Source organism: Pseudoflavonifractor sp. MSJ-30 (assembly GCF_018918045.1).
Classification (GTDB): domain Bacteria; phylum Bacillota; class Clostridia; order Oscillospirales; family Oscillospiraceae; genus Faecousia.
The window spans coordinates 44,729-59,042 of the sequence record NZ_JAHLPU010000008.1 but is presented as its reverse complement, the minus strand read 5'-3'; the positions used below and the strand labels follow the sequence as shown (position 1 = coordinate 59,042).

Here is a 14,314-nt window from a genome sequence, read left to right as displayed (position 1 = left end):
CCGCCCCTACGAGGCTCAAAAGTTTCAAAATTCCTGGAATATCCATGAATTTTTGGGTATTTCAACTATTGATTCGCATTGACAATTAGGCTGTCATTTGGGCGTTTGCGTCTTTACGGACTTTGAATGGAAAATACAAAAATGTCCCGAAGGGACACCACAATTGTCAATTGTTCATTGTCAATTGTCCATTGAATGAGCGAGGAAAGGGGGAATGACCATGAACCAGATCATCTGCCTTGCGGGCCCTACAGCCTCCGGAAAAACAGCGCTGGCGGTGGAGCTGGCGCGGGAACTGAATGGCGAGGTGGTGTCCTGCGACTCCATGCAGGTTTACCGGCGCATGGACATCGGTACCGCCAAGCCGAGCCCGGAAGAGATGGGGGGCATTCCTCACCATATGATCGATGTGGCGGATCCGGAGGAGGACTATTCCGTCAGCCGCTACTGCGCGGCGGCGGCTCCGATTGTGGAGGATATCGTGGCCCGCGGCAAAACCGCCATTATCGCCGGGGGCACGGGGCTTTATATGGATTCTCTCATCCGGGGCAACGATTTTGCGCCCTTCCCATCCACCGGCGTCCGGGAGCGGCTGGAGGCCCAGGCGGACGCGGAGGGGATGGAGGCCATGGCCGCCTGGCTTCGCGGCGTGGACCCGGAGGCGGCGGAGCGTATCCACGACCGGAAGCGGCTGTTAAGAGCGCTGGAGGTCTATCTGGAAACCGGGCAGACCATTACGGAACACAACCGCCGTACCCAGGCCATCCCTCCGAAATTCAGCCCGGTCTGGCTGGGGCTGGATTTCGAGGACCGGCAGCGGCTCTATGACCGCATCGATTTGCGGGTGACAAAAATGCTGGAAATGGGCCTTTTGGAGGAAATTCAGGGGCTGCTGGACTCCGGCGTCCCGGAGACGGCCACTGCCATGCAGGCCATTGGCTACAAGGAATTTGTAAACGCTCTGGCGGGACGGGAGACCGTGGAGGCCGCCGCCGATCAGGTCCGGCAGTCCTCCCGCCGCTATGCCAAGCGGCAGCTCACCTGGTTCCGCCGGAACAAGGCCATGCACTGGCTTATCCGGGGGGAGCGGACTGCGGGAGAGGAGATTTTCCGGTCTGCCCGACAGCTTCTGCGGGAAATCGACAGCTGAATCGTGCTAGCATATGCGTACTCCAAAAATGAACAGGAAAGCGGGTATACATATGAACGAAGCCATGAATTTACAGGATGCCATTCTCAGAGAGGTGCGCCGGGATAAGGTGCCCGTGACGTTGTTTCTGATGAACGGCTTCCAGCTCCGGGGGACGATTACGGGGTTTGACAGCTTTGTGGTGGTGCTGGTGACCGACGGGAAGCAGCAGATGATCTACAAGCACGCCATTTCTACCCTTGCGCCCATCCGGCCGTTGAAGGCGGCTGCGCCCAGCGTATAAGGCGCGGTGCTTTCCGCTCCGGAAAATCAGGCGGCGGAGCGATCCGCCGCCTTTTGCCATAGACAGAGAGGTGTAAAATATGTCAATTGCAGAAAATGTTGGGAAAGTTCTGGCGGAGATCGCCGAATCCGCCCGTGCCGCGGGACGGGACCCGGGGGAGATCACCCTCTGCGCCGCGACGAAGATGAACGATGCTCAGGCGGTCCGGGAGGCCATCCGGGCAGGCGTCCGGGTATGCGGCGAAAACCGGGTCCAGGAGCTGACCGCAAAGCTGGCGGAGAACGCCTACGAAGGGGCGGAGATCCATTTCATCGGCCATTTGCAGACCAATAAGGTGAAGCAGGTGGTGGGCAAAGTGAACCTGATCCAAAGCGTGGATTCCGAACACTTGCTCACCGCAATTTCCGGAGAAGCCCGGCGCCAGGGGATCATTCAGGACATCCTTCTGGAGATCAACATCGGGCAGGAGGCGGCAAAGTCCGGATTTGGGGCAGAGGAAATTTTGCCGCTGGTGGACAAAATTGACAGTTTTCCCAACATCCGGCTCCGGGGACTTATGGCAATTCCCCCAATTGCCCGGAATCCCGGGGATAATTTAAAATTTTTTCTTAAAATGCGGCAAATATATGTTGACATACGGGCAAAAAAGAAGGATAATGTTTCGGTAGACTGTTTATCTATGGGCATGTCCGGCGACTTCGCAGACGCCATCGCCGCGGGCAGCACCATGGTTCGCATAGGCACCGCTGTTTTCGGTGCCAGAGATTACACCACCGCTCATCAGAAGATGTAAATATACAGGAGGAAAAACAGAAATGAGCCTTTGGGATAACGTGAAAAAGTTTGCCGCGCCCTATTCCGACGACGATTACGACGATTACGACGAAGACGAAGAGTACGCCGATGACGATTATGAAGAGGAGGAGGCAAAGCCTGCCCGCCGCAGTGCTCCCGCCCGCCGCACCCGCCCCGCTGCCCCGGCAGAAGAAGAGCCGGAGGAGGACGAGGACAATAACGACTTCGGCTTCGGCTCCATTTCTGCATCCGGTTCCGGCTCCAGCGCTCTGGGCAGCTCCACAGGCTTCAACGGCCCTGTGCTGCATACCGGCTCCTCTGCCAATAAGCAGGAGGTCGTGCTGTTCCGTCCGGGCAGCTTCAACGATACCTCCAAGGCGGCCGATGACCTGCGTAACCGCAAGGCCGTCATTGTAAATATGGAGAATGTGGACAAGGCCATGGCCCGCCGGGTGGTGGACTTCCTGTCCGGCTGCGTCTATGCCCTGGACGGCGACGTAAAGAAGATCGCCCAGTCCGCTTATCTCTTCTGCCCCCACAATATGGAGATCTCCGGCGATCTGGAGACCTTGCAGGCAGAGGTTGAAAACTACATCTAACCCTTTGACAGATCACAGGAAGGAGATACAGATATGATTACTCCGCAGCAAATTGATCAGGTGTCCTTCAGCAAGGCTTCCTTCGGCGGCTACAACATGCAGCAGGTGGATGAATTCCTAGAGCCTCTGACCGAAGATTATGTAACGCTGTACAAGGAAAACGCTCTGCTGAAAAGCAAGATGCGTGTTCTGGCAACCAAGCTGGAAGAGTACCGCAAGAACGGCGTTGAGGTGAAGAACGCTTCCGTGGACGCCAAGGCCGCTGCCGATAAGATGCTCCTGGAGACCAAGGCCAAGTGCGACCGGATGCTGAAGGAGGCCGCCGCCAAGGCCGCCGCCATGCCTGCCGCCCCCGCTGCCGCGCCGGTGGTTCCCAGTGCCAATACGGAGGCCCTGATTGCCGCCGAGAACGCCCGTGTGGAAGAGGCCCGGAAGGCTGCCAACGCCAAGATTGCCGAGATCCAGGAGCAAATGCGTGCCTGCATCCAGGCGCTGGAGCGAATCAAGGGCGCGGCTCCTGCCGCAAAGCCTGCTGTTTCCGCTGCCCCCGCCGCGGAGGCCGCTATGCAGTATGACAGCGGCTCCGTCGCCGATGAGATTGCCCACAACGTGGAGGCCCTGGTGGGTTCCACGGAGGACATTGCCCCCAAGGCGGAACCCAGGCACCCCACTGCCGACACCACCACCAGCCGGTTTGCCAACCTGAACCTGCAATTCGGCCGGAACTACGATCCCACCCACAAGTAAGGACCCGGCTTGACCAGTTCCTCATAACAGACAATATCCCCAATGCAAGGACGAGGACAGGAGTATTTCGACAGCCTTTTCAGAGAGCCGCCGGTTGGTGCGAGGTGGTAAAGGCCCGGGATGCTTATCCCCTCAGAGCAGTGAGCCGAACCCCCATTCTGGGGCAGTAGACCCCACCGGGTACGCCCGATACAGCGCGCACAAGTGCCGTTATCAAAAAACGGAACAAGAGTGGTACCGCAGAGGAAATTATGCCTTTGTCTCTTACAACCAGAGACAAAGGCTTTTTTTAATTGACAATTGACAATGAACAATTGACAATTGTGGTATTTTCTTCGAAAATAAATATAAGGAAACTCTGAATAAATCGTCTGCGGCTGAGCGGCGAATCTTTTGCCCCCAGACTGCGGTTTGAAAAATGGGAAATACATACAGTATTCCCTCGTTTTCCAAACCTTGTCTGGAATCAAAATCTTTCGCCGTCAGCTCTTGCCGATTTAATCAGAGCTTCCATAAAAATTGTCAACTGTCAATTGTCAATTGTCAATTCAAACCGTATATTGTAATACAAAAATCAATTTCACAAACGCTCGATAGAACAAACGACGGAGGTTATTCCCATGGATTACAAAAACACCATCATCACCCCGAAGACGGACTTTCCCATGAAGGCTGGTCTTCCTGCCCGGGAGCCTGGAATGCTGGAGCATTGGCAGAACCTGGACCTGTACAACGAAATGCTGAAGAAGAACGCCGGCAAGCCCCGGTTTGTGCTGCACGACGGCCCTCCCTTCTCCAACGGCTATATTCACATGGGCCACGCCCTGAATAAGACGCTGAAGGACTTCATCGTCCGCAGCCATGCCATGATGGGCTACTACACCCCCTATGTCCCCGGCTGGGACAACCACGGTCTGCCCATCGAGCGGGCCATTGAGACCTCCAAGAAGAAGCTCAATAAGGATCTGACTGTTCCCGAATTCCGGAAAGCCTGTGCCGAGTTTGCCGAGGACTTTATTCAGAAGCAGATGGGCGGCTTTAAGCGTCTGGGCGTGGTAGGCGACTGGGAACACCCCTACCGCACCATGGACAAGCATTTTGAGGCCCAGGAGGTCAAGATTTTTGGCCGGATGTTCGACAAGGGCTACATCTACAAGGGCCTGAAGCCCGTGACCTGGTGCCCCTACTGCGTCACCGCCGTGGCCGAGGCGGATATCGAGTACAAGGACGACCCCTGTACCACCGTCTATGTCAAGTTCCCCATGAAGGACGATCTGGGCAAACTTTCTCAGTTCGATCTCTCCAGGACCTACTTTGTCATTTGGACCACCACCATCTGGACTCTGCCCGGAAACCTGGCCATCTGCCTGCACCCCAGAGACAGCTATGTGCTGGTCAAGGCCGAAAACGGCGAGACCTACATCATGGCCGAGGCCCTGATGGACAAGGTCATGCACATCGGCGGCTTTGAAAACTATGAGGTCCTGGCCAGCTACCCCGGCTCCTTCTTTGAGAATATGCTGGCCCAGCATCCCTTTATGGACAAGACCTCCCGGCTGGTCAATGCCGAGTACGTCACCATGGATTCCGGTACCGGCTGTGTCCACACCGCTCCCGGCTTCGGTGCCGACGACTACCAGACCTGCATGCGCTACGGTATGGAGCTGGTGGTGCCCGTGGATGACTACGGCCGCCACACCGACTACGCCGGAAAGTATGCCGGCATGAAGACCGAGGAAAGTAACCCCGTCATCCTGGAGGATATGCGCGCCTCCGGCGCCCTGTTTGCCTCCGAGGAGATCGTCCACTCCTATCCCCACCATGACCGCTGCAAGAAGCCCGTCATCTTCCGGGCCACCCCTCAGTGGTTCTGCTCTGTGGAATCCTTCAAGGACCAGGCCATCAAGGCCATTGAAAATGTCCAGTGGTACCCCGCCTGGGGCCAGGACCGCATGACCAGCATGATCCGCGAGCGCGCCGACTGGTGTATCTCCCGTCAGCGCCGCTGGGGCCTGCCCATCCCCGTGTTCTACTGCAAGGACTGCGGCAAGCCTGTCTCCACCCCGGAATCCATTGAAAAGCTGTCCCGGCTCTTTGATGAGTACGGCTCCAACATCTGGTTTGAGAAGGATGCCATGGAGCTGGCCCCCGAGGGCTTTACCTGCCCCCACTGCGGCGGCAAGGACTTCACCAAGGAGAAGGACACTCTGGACTGCTGGTTTGACTCCGGCTCTACCCACTTTGCTTCCCTGATGCACCGGACCCCCGAACTGTGGCCCGCGGACGTGTATCTGGAGGGCGCGGACCAGTACCGTGGCTGGTTCCAGTCCTCTCTGCTGACCTCCGTCGGCGCTCTGGACCAGGGCGCGCCCTTCCGCCAGGTGCTGACCCACGGCTGGACCGTAGACGGCCAGGGCCGTGCCATGCACAAGTCTCTGGGCAACGGCGTGGACCCTGCGGACCTCATCAAGGAATTCGGCGCGGACATCGTTCGTCTGTGGGCCGCTTCCTCCGACTATCATGCGGATGTCCGCTGCTCCAAGGAGATTTTCAAGCAGATCGCCCAGAACTACCTGAAATTCCGGAATACCGCCCGGTACTGCCTGGGCAACCTCAACGAGTTTGACCCCGACGATCTGGTGGCTCCCCAGGATATGGAAGAACTGGACAAGTGGGCGCTGACCAAGCTGGATGCCCTGGTGCGGGAATGCAAGCGGGCCTACAATGTGTATGAGTTCCACATGGTCTCCCATGCCATCAACGATTTCTGCGTGGTGGAGCTGTCCAGCTTCTATCTGGACATTCTGAAGGACCGGCTGTACTGCGAGGAGAAGAACGGCCTGCGCCGCCGCTCCGCCCAGACCGCCCTGTTCCTGATTCTGGACGCCATGGCGAAGGTTTTCGCCCCCATTCTGGCCTTTACCTGCGATGAAATCTGGCAGTCCATGCCCCACCGTTCCTCCGACGATGCCCGGAACGTGCTCCTGAACGAGATGCCCGGGTCCTTCGAGGCTTACTGCCTGGATGATGCCGCCATGGCCCGCTGGGATACCGTCATGAAGCTCCGTCAGGATGTCAACGGCGTTCTGGAAAAGGCCCGGGCCGACAAGCGCATCGGCAAGGCTCTGGAAGCCCACGTGACCCTGGAAACCGCGGACGAAGCCCTGAAAAATGCCTGCGAGGGTCTGAACCTGGCAGAAATCTGCATCGTCTCCGATTGCTCCTGGTCTGCCCCCGAGGAGGGCGCCGAGGTGGCCGCCGGTGTGAACTTCCCCCAGCTGACCGTTGGCGTATCCGAAGCCAAGGGAGAAAAGTGTCCCCGCTGCTGGATGCACTCTCTGGAAGCCAACGCCCAGGGCCTGTGCCCCCGCTGCGCCGCCGTCATCGCCAAGATGGACGTGGAGTTCTAAAAACCCAATTCCCCCGCACCGTGTCTCCCAAAGACCCGGTGCGGGATTTTTGTGTTGACAAGTTTGCCGCCATATGTTATCCTGAATCTACCATATAGAGTGGCGTGAGGGACAGACCCGATGATCGCCCAGCAACCTGCCCGGGGGGTAAGGTGCTAATGTCTGTACGATGGGGGATATAGAACATACATCACCCATCGTTTCGATGGGTGATTTTTTTGCCGCTCCTGTGGAAATATTGAATGCGGAGGAATAACAGATGCACAGCGGAAAAGAACAGAAGTTTGCGGTGGTTTACGTGGTGGGGGACCGGGTGGAGGTATTGAAGCTGTTCCCCCTGGAGGACAAAGAGGCGGCGGTGGACTATGCCAAAAAGGCGGCTGAAAAATATGAAAAAGGTCTGGTCTGCGTGGATATGGCTTTGTTTGAGCCGGGGACGGAGAAGCGGGCAGAGGGGGTGTGGCGAATGTATGAGGCGTTTCGCTGCAGAGCATGAGGGCGAATTTCACCGTCTTCTAGAGGGAAACTCTGAATAAATCAGCTGCGGCTGAGCGGCGAATCTTTTGCCCCCAGTCTGCGCTTCTAAAAGCGGGAAATATAGCGCAGCCGTTGCCAGCGCAAGCTGGCTTACGGATGCGGCATACCCCTTGCGGGTACATAAAGTATTCCTCCACTTTTAGAATCTTGCCTGGAACCAAAATCTTTCGCCGTCAGCTCTTGCCGATTTAATCAGAGCTTCCCACCCAATTTCCCCGCACCGTGTCTCCCAAAGACCCGGTGCGGGATTTTTGAAGTCGGGGGAGTGACCGGATTGGTGCTTGCAAAACAATAGCCCAGGCGTTACAATAAGAAAAATAGCTTTGATACGCAAAAATTGGCCGCCACCCTGGCAGCGGATGATAAAAGGAGCAGAGAAACCAATGGAAACTGAAACACTTGAAAAAAAGAGCAAAAGGCGGTACTGGTATTTCCTGATCGCCCTGACGGTGGCCGGGTTCCTGATGCGGTTGTTGGGCTGCTTCTGGGGAATGCCCCTGCTGCTGCACCCCGATGAACCTGCAACCGTGGACTATGCCATGGAAATGCTCTCCAGACACTCCTGGATGGCCCAGTCCTTTGACCGCCCGGACCATTTTGAAATCAAATGTGATGCCATCCTCTTTGCCGTCTTTTCAAGACTTTATTACCATCAACCGGCCTATGTGGCCTTTGAGACCCATGCCCACAGTTTTTACCTGGTGGCCAGATTTTTTTCGGCCCTTTTTGGAACGGCTCTGATCCCGCTGACTATGCTGTTTGCCCAGGAGCTGCTGGAAAAACAGCCCAAATGCCTGGGGCGCATGGCAGGGGCTTGTGTGGGCTGCGGTGTGGGCTTCCTGCCGATTTTTATTCGCTATTCCACCCTTGCCAACCCGGATGTGGTGCTTTGCTTCTTTGTGGTGCTGTTTACCTGGATGCTGCGACGGTATTTGGTATACGGGAAGGATAAGTATATCTATTTTGGGGCGTTGATCATCGGCATTTGCGTGACCATCAAGTACAACGGGGCCATTTTGTGTCTGCCCCTGGCCCTGGCGGTGGTATATCGCAGCCTGCGGAACAAAAAGCCTGTGGACATTCTTCGCCTGGGGGCCTTCAGTGTGCTGCTGGTGGTCTGCGCCGTTTTTCTCATAGCCCCCAATCTGTTCTTGGACTATCAGGCGGTGATTTCCAACGTTCTGCGGGAGGCGAGGCCAGAACATCTGGGGGCGGACGGCCTGTCTTTCACCGGAAATCTCCGGTTTTATCTGACGGATTTCCTCCATGCCTTTGGAACGGAGACCTGGGTGCTGCTGCTGTGGGGCCTGGTCTGTGTGCTGGGGATGAAAGACGAGGGACGAATGTGTCTACTGACCGGGGCGATTTACTGGGGCTGCATGAGCGTACTAAAGCTCCATTGGTCCCGTTGGGGCATTCCTGTGTATCCTTTTTTCATGCTGCTGATCGGCATCGGCCTGGGAGACCTTTACAGTAGAGCCAGAGCCATGCCCAAAGGCGGGAAAGCAGTATCAGCGGTGGTGCTGGTGTTTACCGCCGGGGTGCTGGTCAATTCCTTTGTGTTCGGCCTGTCGGATACCAAGCACCTGACGGTACCGGACAGCCGCCAACTGGCCCTACAGGATTTTGAGGCCCTGGGCATTACGGCGGAAAACTCCATTTACGAGGGCTATACCCCCTTTGACCCGGCGGGCTATACGGACAAGACCGATGGGTTCTGCCTGACGGATGGGGAAATCACTGTGGCTCCGGAATACGCGGACAAGACCTATTTCGTGATGAGTGACAGCTTTTCCGGACGCTATGCGGCGGAACCGGAACGCTATGCCCAGAAGAACGCCATTTACGCCGCCATTGCCCAGCATTACCCGGTGGTATACACCCGTGGCCCTGACGGAAACCGAAGCAGCAGCAAGTGGATATTGCCAAACATTCTGGATTGTCTGGACTATTTGACCGCCAAGGTCACATGCAGCGGCAGCCCTATTACGGTTTATAAGCTACAGTAAAGGCGGGTAGGTCATGGAAAAAATCTCTCAAGAAATCTGTAAGGCCTACGGCTTTATACTGCGACTGTGCTTTTTCTGCGCCGTGGTGGGTCTGCTGCTGGCGGTGAATTTGGCGGTAAAAATACACCCCATTCAGGGTTTGTGGACCGATTTGATCAGATTTTACCGCTATTTGGGCATATAGGAAAGAATCACCCGTCCTTGTGATGGGTGATTCTTTGCGTGTACGGGTGAATCTCACTTCCTTCTAGGGAAATTCAGTCAAAATCTGGAATTTGTCGGAGATTTGTTTACAAAAAGTTGCGTTTTAGCGGGTTGGCAAGGACTTACTTTTTTGGTATAATTTGTAGGTAACAATCATTCAACGGTTTTGAACATCGAAACCCAAAAGGAGGAACGCCCCCTTGAAAGAACTGCAAGCGAAAATCAAAGAGGCCCTCATGTCCGTGCTGCCCGTTACGGCCATGGTCTATCTGCTGGCGGCCACGCCGCTGCTGAACCTGACACGAATAGAATTAATCACCTTTACCATTGGGGCGGTCATGCTGATTTTGGGCATTGGCCTGTTCAGCATGGGCGCGGACCTGGCCATGACTCCCATGGGTTCCCATGTAGGCTCCGGCCTTTCCAAGCAGAAGAAGCTGGGGCTGCTGCTGGGGGTCTGCTTTGTGCTGGGGGTGCTGATTACCATTGCCGAGCCGGACTTGCAGGTTCTGGCGGGCCAGGTGCAGTCCGTGATCAACGGCATGGTGCTGACCTACACCGTGGGTGTGGGCGTGGGTGTGTTTTTGCTGGTGGCGATTCTCAAAATCGTGTTCCAGAAGTCCCTGTCCCAGATTTTAATGCTGTTTTATATGCTGCTGTTTGCCCTGTCGTTGCTTCTGGCCGTGGGCGGGAAGCTCTCTATGCTGCCGGTGGCCTTTGATTCCGGCGGCGTGACCACGGGGCCGATTACGGTGCCCTTCCTCATGGCTCTGGGCGTGGGTGTTTCCCACGTTCTGGGTGACCGGCGGAGCAAGGAAAACAGCTTCGGCCTGGTGGCCCTTTGCTCCATCGGCCCGGTGCTGGCGGTGCTGATTTTAGGCATCCTGTCCCGGAAGGAGCTTATGTATGACGTGCCGGATTTTGCCATGAGCCAGGATATTCTGGGAGCCTTTGGCCACACCCTGCTCCATACCTGCCGGGAGGTGGGGCTGGCCCTGGGGATGATCGTGGTGTTTTTCGGCGTGTGTCAGGTGCTGTTTTTGAAGCTTTCCCGGAAGCAGCTGAACCGCATTGCCGTAGGCGTGGTGTTTACATATCTCGGCCTGGTGCTGTTTCTCACCGGGGTCAACGTGGGCTTTATGCCCCTGGGCTACAAAATGGGCAGCAGCCTTGCCCAGGCCCATCCGGCCGTACTGGTCTGCTTCGGTTTTGGGGCAGGGGTTTTGACAGTGCTGGCAGAACCGGCGGTTCATGTCCTCAATACTCAGGTAGAAGAAGTGACCGGGGGACTGGTGGGCAGAAAATCCATGATGGTGGCCCTGTGCCTGGGGGTGGGAGCTTCCATTGCCCTGAGCATGGTGCGCATCGTCTATGATTTTTCCCTGGTGTATTATCTGATTCCCGGATATTTTCTGTCCCTGTCACTGTCCCTCTTTGTGCCGCCGGTGTATACGGCCATTGCCTTTGACTCCGGCGGTGTGGCCAGCGGACCCATGACCTCCGGCTTCATCCTGCCCCTGGCGGTGGGGGCCTGTGTCAGTCTCCAGGGGAGCGAAGCGGTGCTGCGGGACGGCTTTGGCGTGGTGGCCATGGTGGCCATGACCCCCCTGATCGCCATTCAGCTTCTTGGTTTCCGGGGCATCGTTGCCGAGCGGGTCAACGAGCGGCGGGCCATGAAGCGGATATTGGACGCGGACGATCAGCAGATCATCAACTTCATGTAAAGGAGCCGCCTATGAACAATACGGTAAAGGATTCCGCAATCAAAAAATTAAAGCTCCTGATCACCGTGGTGGACCGGCCCAAGGGCGAGTTTTACCTGGATGTACTGGGGCAGTACAATGTAAATTTTCAGATGGTGACCAACGGTCAGGGGACGGCCAACTCCCAGCTGCTGGAGCTGCTGGGTCTGGAACCCCACAAGGCGGTGATCCTCAGCGTGGTCCGGGAGGACCTGGTGGAGGAGATCATGAATTGCCTGGAAGACAAATTTCACTCGGTCCGGGGAGGCAAGGGCATTTGCTTTGCCGTACCCCTATCCAGTGTGATCGGGGTCAATCTGTATCAGTTTTTAAGTGACAACCGCATGGGCAGGGAGGGATAAGATGAAAACGGAAAACCACGAGGTCATTTTTGCAATCGTCAACGCAGGTTTTGCCGAGGACGTGATGGATGTTGCCCGGGAAAACGGCGTCCGGGGCGGCACCATACTAAATGCCCGAGGGGTGGTCAAAGAGGACGCCGCCCGCTTTTTCGGCATCACCGTCCATGCGGACAAGGAGATTCTGATGATGGTGGTGGAAAAAACCATCCGGGACCGGGTGCTGAACGCCATCTACAAAGAAATGGGCATGGCCAAAAAAGCCAAAGGCATCGCCTTTTCTCTTCCCGTCTCCGATGTTGCCGGCCTGGCCGTACCGGAACCGGAAAAAGAGGAATGATTTCTACAAAAAGCACCCGAAAGGGTGCTTTTTGTGCGGCCAGAATGACATAATGGGGGGACGTGGCTAAGGCAACCTTGGCTCTCCCTCTGGGAGAGCTGGCTCGGCGCAGCCGAGACTGAGAGGGCCTTGGGGCGTTTGTTTTGAATGATCACGTCCATTAAAATCCTCAACGTTGACCCTCTCCGTCCTCGCTGCGCTCGGCCACCTCTCCCAGAGGGAGAGGCAAGTGTCCGCAGGACACTTGCATTTGAGTGGGTTCGATTCCCTTCCAATTATTCAAAAAGAAAAAGCACCCCCACGGGGTGCCTTTTCTTTTGGAGCAGGGTACGGGAATCGAACCCGCCTCTGTGGCTTGGGAAGCGACCATTCTACCGATGAACTAACCCTGCATTGGGGCTATTATAACAGACGGGAGAGAAAAAATCAATGCCTAATTTGTCGGCAGAGGTTATCTTCTTTTGGCGGTAGAAAAAGAGGGGAAAGTGTGCTATAATACCCGCAGATTTACGAGAATGAAGGTAAATTGGGGGTTCCCCCTTGGCTCCCCCTCTGGGGGAGCTGGCGTGCGCAGCACGACTGAGAGGGTACCAGTGGCGGGATTCGCATGAATGCTTCGGCATTGCAGCCCTCTCGGTCACGGCGTTTCCGCCGTGCCAGCTCTCCCATAGGGAGAGCCAAGGGCGTTCTGCGCTGGTACGGCAACTCCCAATGTCCCAAACTTCCATCCTGTACAACCAACCGATCAAAGGAGACCGACTATGCTTCCGGAAGCTTTTTTAATACGAATGCAGGGCCAATTGGGGGAGGAGTATCCGGCGTTTCTGGAGAGTCTGGAGCGGCCCCGGGCGGTGGCGCTGCGGTTCAATCCGCTGAAAGGGCCTGCTCCGCATTTGCCCTTTGTGGGGGAGAACGTGCCCTGGGAGCCTATGGGGTACTATTATGACCCAACAGAGCGGCCCGGGCTGCACCCTTATCACGAGGCCGGGGTATACTATCTGCAGGAGGCCAGCGCCATGTCCGCCGTGGCACTGCTGGACCCCCGGCCCGGAGAAAAGATCTGCGACCTCTGTGCGGCCCCCGGCGGAAAATCCACCCAGATCGCGGGGAGAATGCTGGGGCAGGGGCTTCTCCTGTGCAATGAATACAGTCCGGCCCGGGCAAAGATCCTCTCCCGGAACATTGAGCGCATGGGCGTTGCCAATGCCATTGTGACCAACGAAAAAACGGAAAATCTGGCCGCCCGGCTGCCGGGATTCTTTGACCGGGTGCTGGTGGATGCCCCCTGCTCCGGCGAGGGGATGTTCCGCAAGGAAGAGGCGGCGGTGACGGACTGGAGCCAGCAGACTGTGGAGATGTGCGCCGCCCGGCAGGCGGAGATCCTGGACAACGCGGCAAAGCTCCTGAAGCCCGGCGGACGGCTGGTATACTCTACCTGCACCTTTGCCCCGGAGGAAAACGAACAGACGGTGGAGGCGTTTCTGGCCCGGCATCCGGAATTCGTTCCGGAAAGCGTGGACGCGCCCTGGTTTGCGGCGGGGGAGAACGGCACCTACCGGATGTGGCCCCACAAGCTCCTGGGAGAGGGACACTTTGGGGCCGTGCTGCGTAAGCTGGAAGGGGAAGAAACGGATATTTCCGAAGAGCGGGGAACCGCGTTCCCGAAGCCCTGGCTGGCCTTCGCCAAAGAATGCGGCATTGAGCTTCCGGAGGGTATAAACCTCAGCTTCGGCGATCGGCTGTATCTGGCCCCCTGGGGCTGTCCGGAATTGAAGGGCCTGCGGGTGCTGCGGCCGGGTCTGGAACTGGGGGAACGGAAGAAGGACCGCCTGGAGCCTGCCCATGCCCTTGCCTTGTGGGGAAAGCATTTCGCCAGAGTGCTGGATCTGGATCCCCAAGGGGAGGAAATCGGAAAATATATGCACGGTGATGTACTGCCTTGCCGGGAAAAGGGCTGGTGTCTAGTAAGCGTAGGCGGCTACAGTATCGGCTGGGGGAAAAGTGACGGAAATCAGCTGAAGAACCATTATCCGAAGGGCCTGCGGCGGTGAAAAAGGTTTTTCTTTACAAACTGTTCATTCCATGATAGAATACCTTGGAATTCTAATGTTTCAACCCCGAATTTATCACAAGGAGAGG

The 14,314-nt window shown here is 56.7% G+C and carries 12 protein-coding genes, 1 tRNA gene and 1 riboswitch; of the genes, 12 read left to right on the top strand and 1 reads right to left on the bottom strand.

Annotated features, from left to right (window positions below; genetic code table 11):
* Positions 1-220 precede the first annotated feature (220 nt).
* From miaA to KQI10_RS00875, 11 genes are all read left to right on the top strand, one after another.
* On the top strand, positions 221-1,150 hold the full coding sequence (gene miaA / locus KQI10_RS00925; protein ID WP_216565500.1) for a tRNA (adenosine(37)-N6)-dimethylallyltransferase MiaA: 930 nt from the start codon (positions 221-223) through the stop codon (positions 1,148-1,150).
* A 52-nt stretch (positions 1,151-1,202) separates the two neighbouring features.
* Entirely contained in the window at positions 1,203-1,433 is a 231-nt protein-coding gene (gene hfq, locus KQI10_RS00920) for an RNA chaperone Hfq (RefSeq protein ID WP_216565499.1), read from the top strand.
* A gap of 79 nt (positions 1,434-1,512) precedes the next feature.
* Positions 1,513-2,226, top strand: a complete 714-nt coding sequence (locus KQI10_RS00915) for a YggS family pyridoxal phosphate-dependent enzyme (protein ID WP_216565498.1) — start codon at positions 1,513-1,515, stop codon at positions 2,224-2,226.
* Positions 2,227-2,248: 22 nt separating this feature from the next.
* The gene (locus KQI10_RS00910; protein ID WP_216565497.1) at positions 2,249-2,827 is read left to right on the top strand and encodes a cell division protein SepF; all 579 of its coding nucleotides are present in this window, start codon (positions 2,249-2,251) and stop codon (positions 2,825-2,827) included.
* Positions 2,828-2,860: 33 nt separating this feature from the next.
* A complete protein-coding gene (locus KQI10_RS00905; protein WP_216565496.1) occupies positions 2,861-3,574 on the top strand; it encodes a DivIVA domain-containing protein in 714 nt (237 codons plus the stop codon).
* 620 nt (positions 3,575-4,194) lie between these two features.
* Positions 4,195-6,984: an isoleucine--tRNA ligase gene (gene ileS / locus KQI10_RS00900; protein ID WP_216565494.1), complete on the top strand. Its 2,790-nt coding sequence runs from the start codon at positions 4,195-4,197 to the stop codon at positions 6,982-6,984.
* Between the two features lie 87 nt (positions 6,985-7,071).
* A riboswitch (SAM riboswitch) is annotated at positions 7,072-7,160 on the top strand.
* 83 nt (positions 7,161-7,243) lie between these two features.
* The gene (locus KQI10_RS00895; protein ID WP_216565492.1) at positions 7,244-7,480 is read left to right on the top strand and encodes a hypothetical protein; all 237 of its coding nucleotides are present in this window, start codon (positions 7,244-7,246) and stop codon (positions 7,478-7,480) included.
* 424 nt (positions 7,481-7,904) lie between these two features.
* Entirely contained in the window at positions 7,905-9,530 is a 1,626-nt protein-coding gene (locus tag KQI10_RS00890; protein WP_216565491.1) for a glycosyltransferase family 39 protein, read from the top strand.
* Positions 9,531-9,934: 404 nt separating this feature from the next.
* Positions 9,935-11,458, top strand: coding sequence for a DUF1538 domain-containing protein (locus tag KQI10_RS00885; protein WP_216565489.1), 1,524 nt, complete (start codon positions 9,935-9,937; stop codon positions 11,456-11,458).
* Between the two features lie 11 nt (positions 11,459-11,469).
* Entirely contained in the window at positions 11,470-11,838 is a 369-nt protein-coding gene (locus KQI10_RS00880; protein ID WP_216565488.1) for a hypothetical protein, read from the top strand.
* A gap of 1 nt (position 11,839) precedes the next feature.
* A complete protein-coding gene (locus tag KQI10_RS00875; protein WP_216565486.1) occupies positions 11,840-12,175 on the top strand; it encodes a P-II family nitrogen regulator in 336 nt (111 codons plus the stop codon).
* Positions 12,176-12,493: 318 nt separating this feature from the next.
* Here KQI10_RS00875 and KQI10_RS00870 read toward each other — a convergent pair.
* Positions 12,494-12,567, bottom strand: a tRNA-Gly gene (locus tag KQI10_RS00870).
* 369 nt (positions 12,568-12,936) lie between these two features.
* On the opposite strand from KQI10_RS00870, the gene KQI10_RS00865 reads away from it, so the two are divergent.
* The gene (locus KQI10_RS00865; RefSeq protein WP_216565485.1) at positions 12,937-14,226 is read left to right on the top strand and encodes an RsmB/NOP family class I SAM-dependent RNA methyltransferase; all 1,290 of its coding nucleotides are present in this window, start codon (positions 12,937-12,939) and stop codon (positions 14,224-14,226) included.
* Positions 14,227-14,314: the final 88 nt, after the last annotated feature.

Excerpts from the sequence above, each read along its gene's own strand:
- miaA (WP_216565500.1), top strand. The coding sequence starts at position 221 with ATGAACCAGATCATCTGCCTTGCGGGCCCTACAGCCTCCGGAAAAACA.
- hfq (WP_216565499.1), top strand. The coding sequence starts at position 1,203 with ATGAACGAAGCCATGAATTTACAGGATGCCATTCTCAGAGAGGTGCGC.
- KQI10_RS00915 (WP_216565498.1), top strand. The coding sequence starts at position 1,513 with ATGTCAATTGCAGAAAATGTTGGGAAAGTTCTGGCGGAGATCGCCGAA.
- KQI10_RS00910 (WP_216565497.1), top strand. The coding sequence starts at position 2,249 with ATGAGCCTTTGGGATAACGTGAAAAAGTTTGCCGCGCCCTATTCCGAC.
- KQI10_RS00905 (WP_216565496.1), top strand. The coding sequence starts at position 2,861 with ATGATTACTCCGCAGCAAATTGATCAGGTGTCCTTCAGCAAGGCTTCC.
- ileS (WP_216565494.1), top strand. The coding sequence starts at position 4,195 with ATGGATTACAAAAACACCATCATCACCCCGAAGACGGACTTTCCCATG.
- KQI10_RS00895 (WP_216565492.1), top strand. The coding sequence starts at position 7,244 with ATGCACAGCGGAAAAGAACAGAAGTTTGCGGTGGTTTACGTGGTGGGG.
- KQI10_RS00890 (WP_216565491.1), top strand. The coding sequence starts at position 7,905 with ATGGAAACTGAAACACTTGAAAAAAAGAGCAAAAGGCGGTACTGGTAT.
- KQI10_RS00880 (WP_216565488.1), top strand. The coding sequence starts at position 11,470 with ATGAACAATACGGTAAAGGATTCCGCAATCAAAAAATTAAAGCTCCTG.
- KQI10_RS00875 (WP_216565486.1), top strand. The coding sequence starts at position 11,840 with ATGAAAACGGAAAACCACGAGGTCATTTTTGCAATCGTCAACGCAGGT.
- KQI10_RS00865 (WP_216565485.1), top strand. The coding sequence starts at position 12,937 with ATGCTTCCGGAAGCTTTTTTAATACGAATGCAGGGCCAATTGGGGGAG.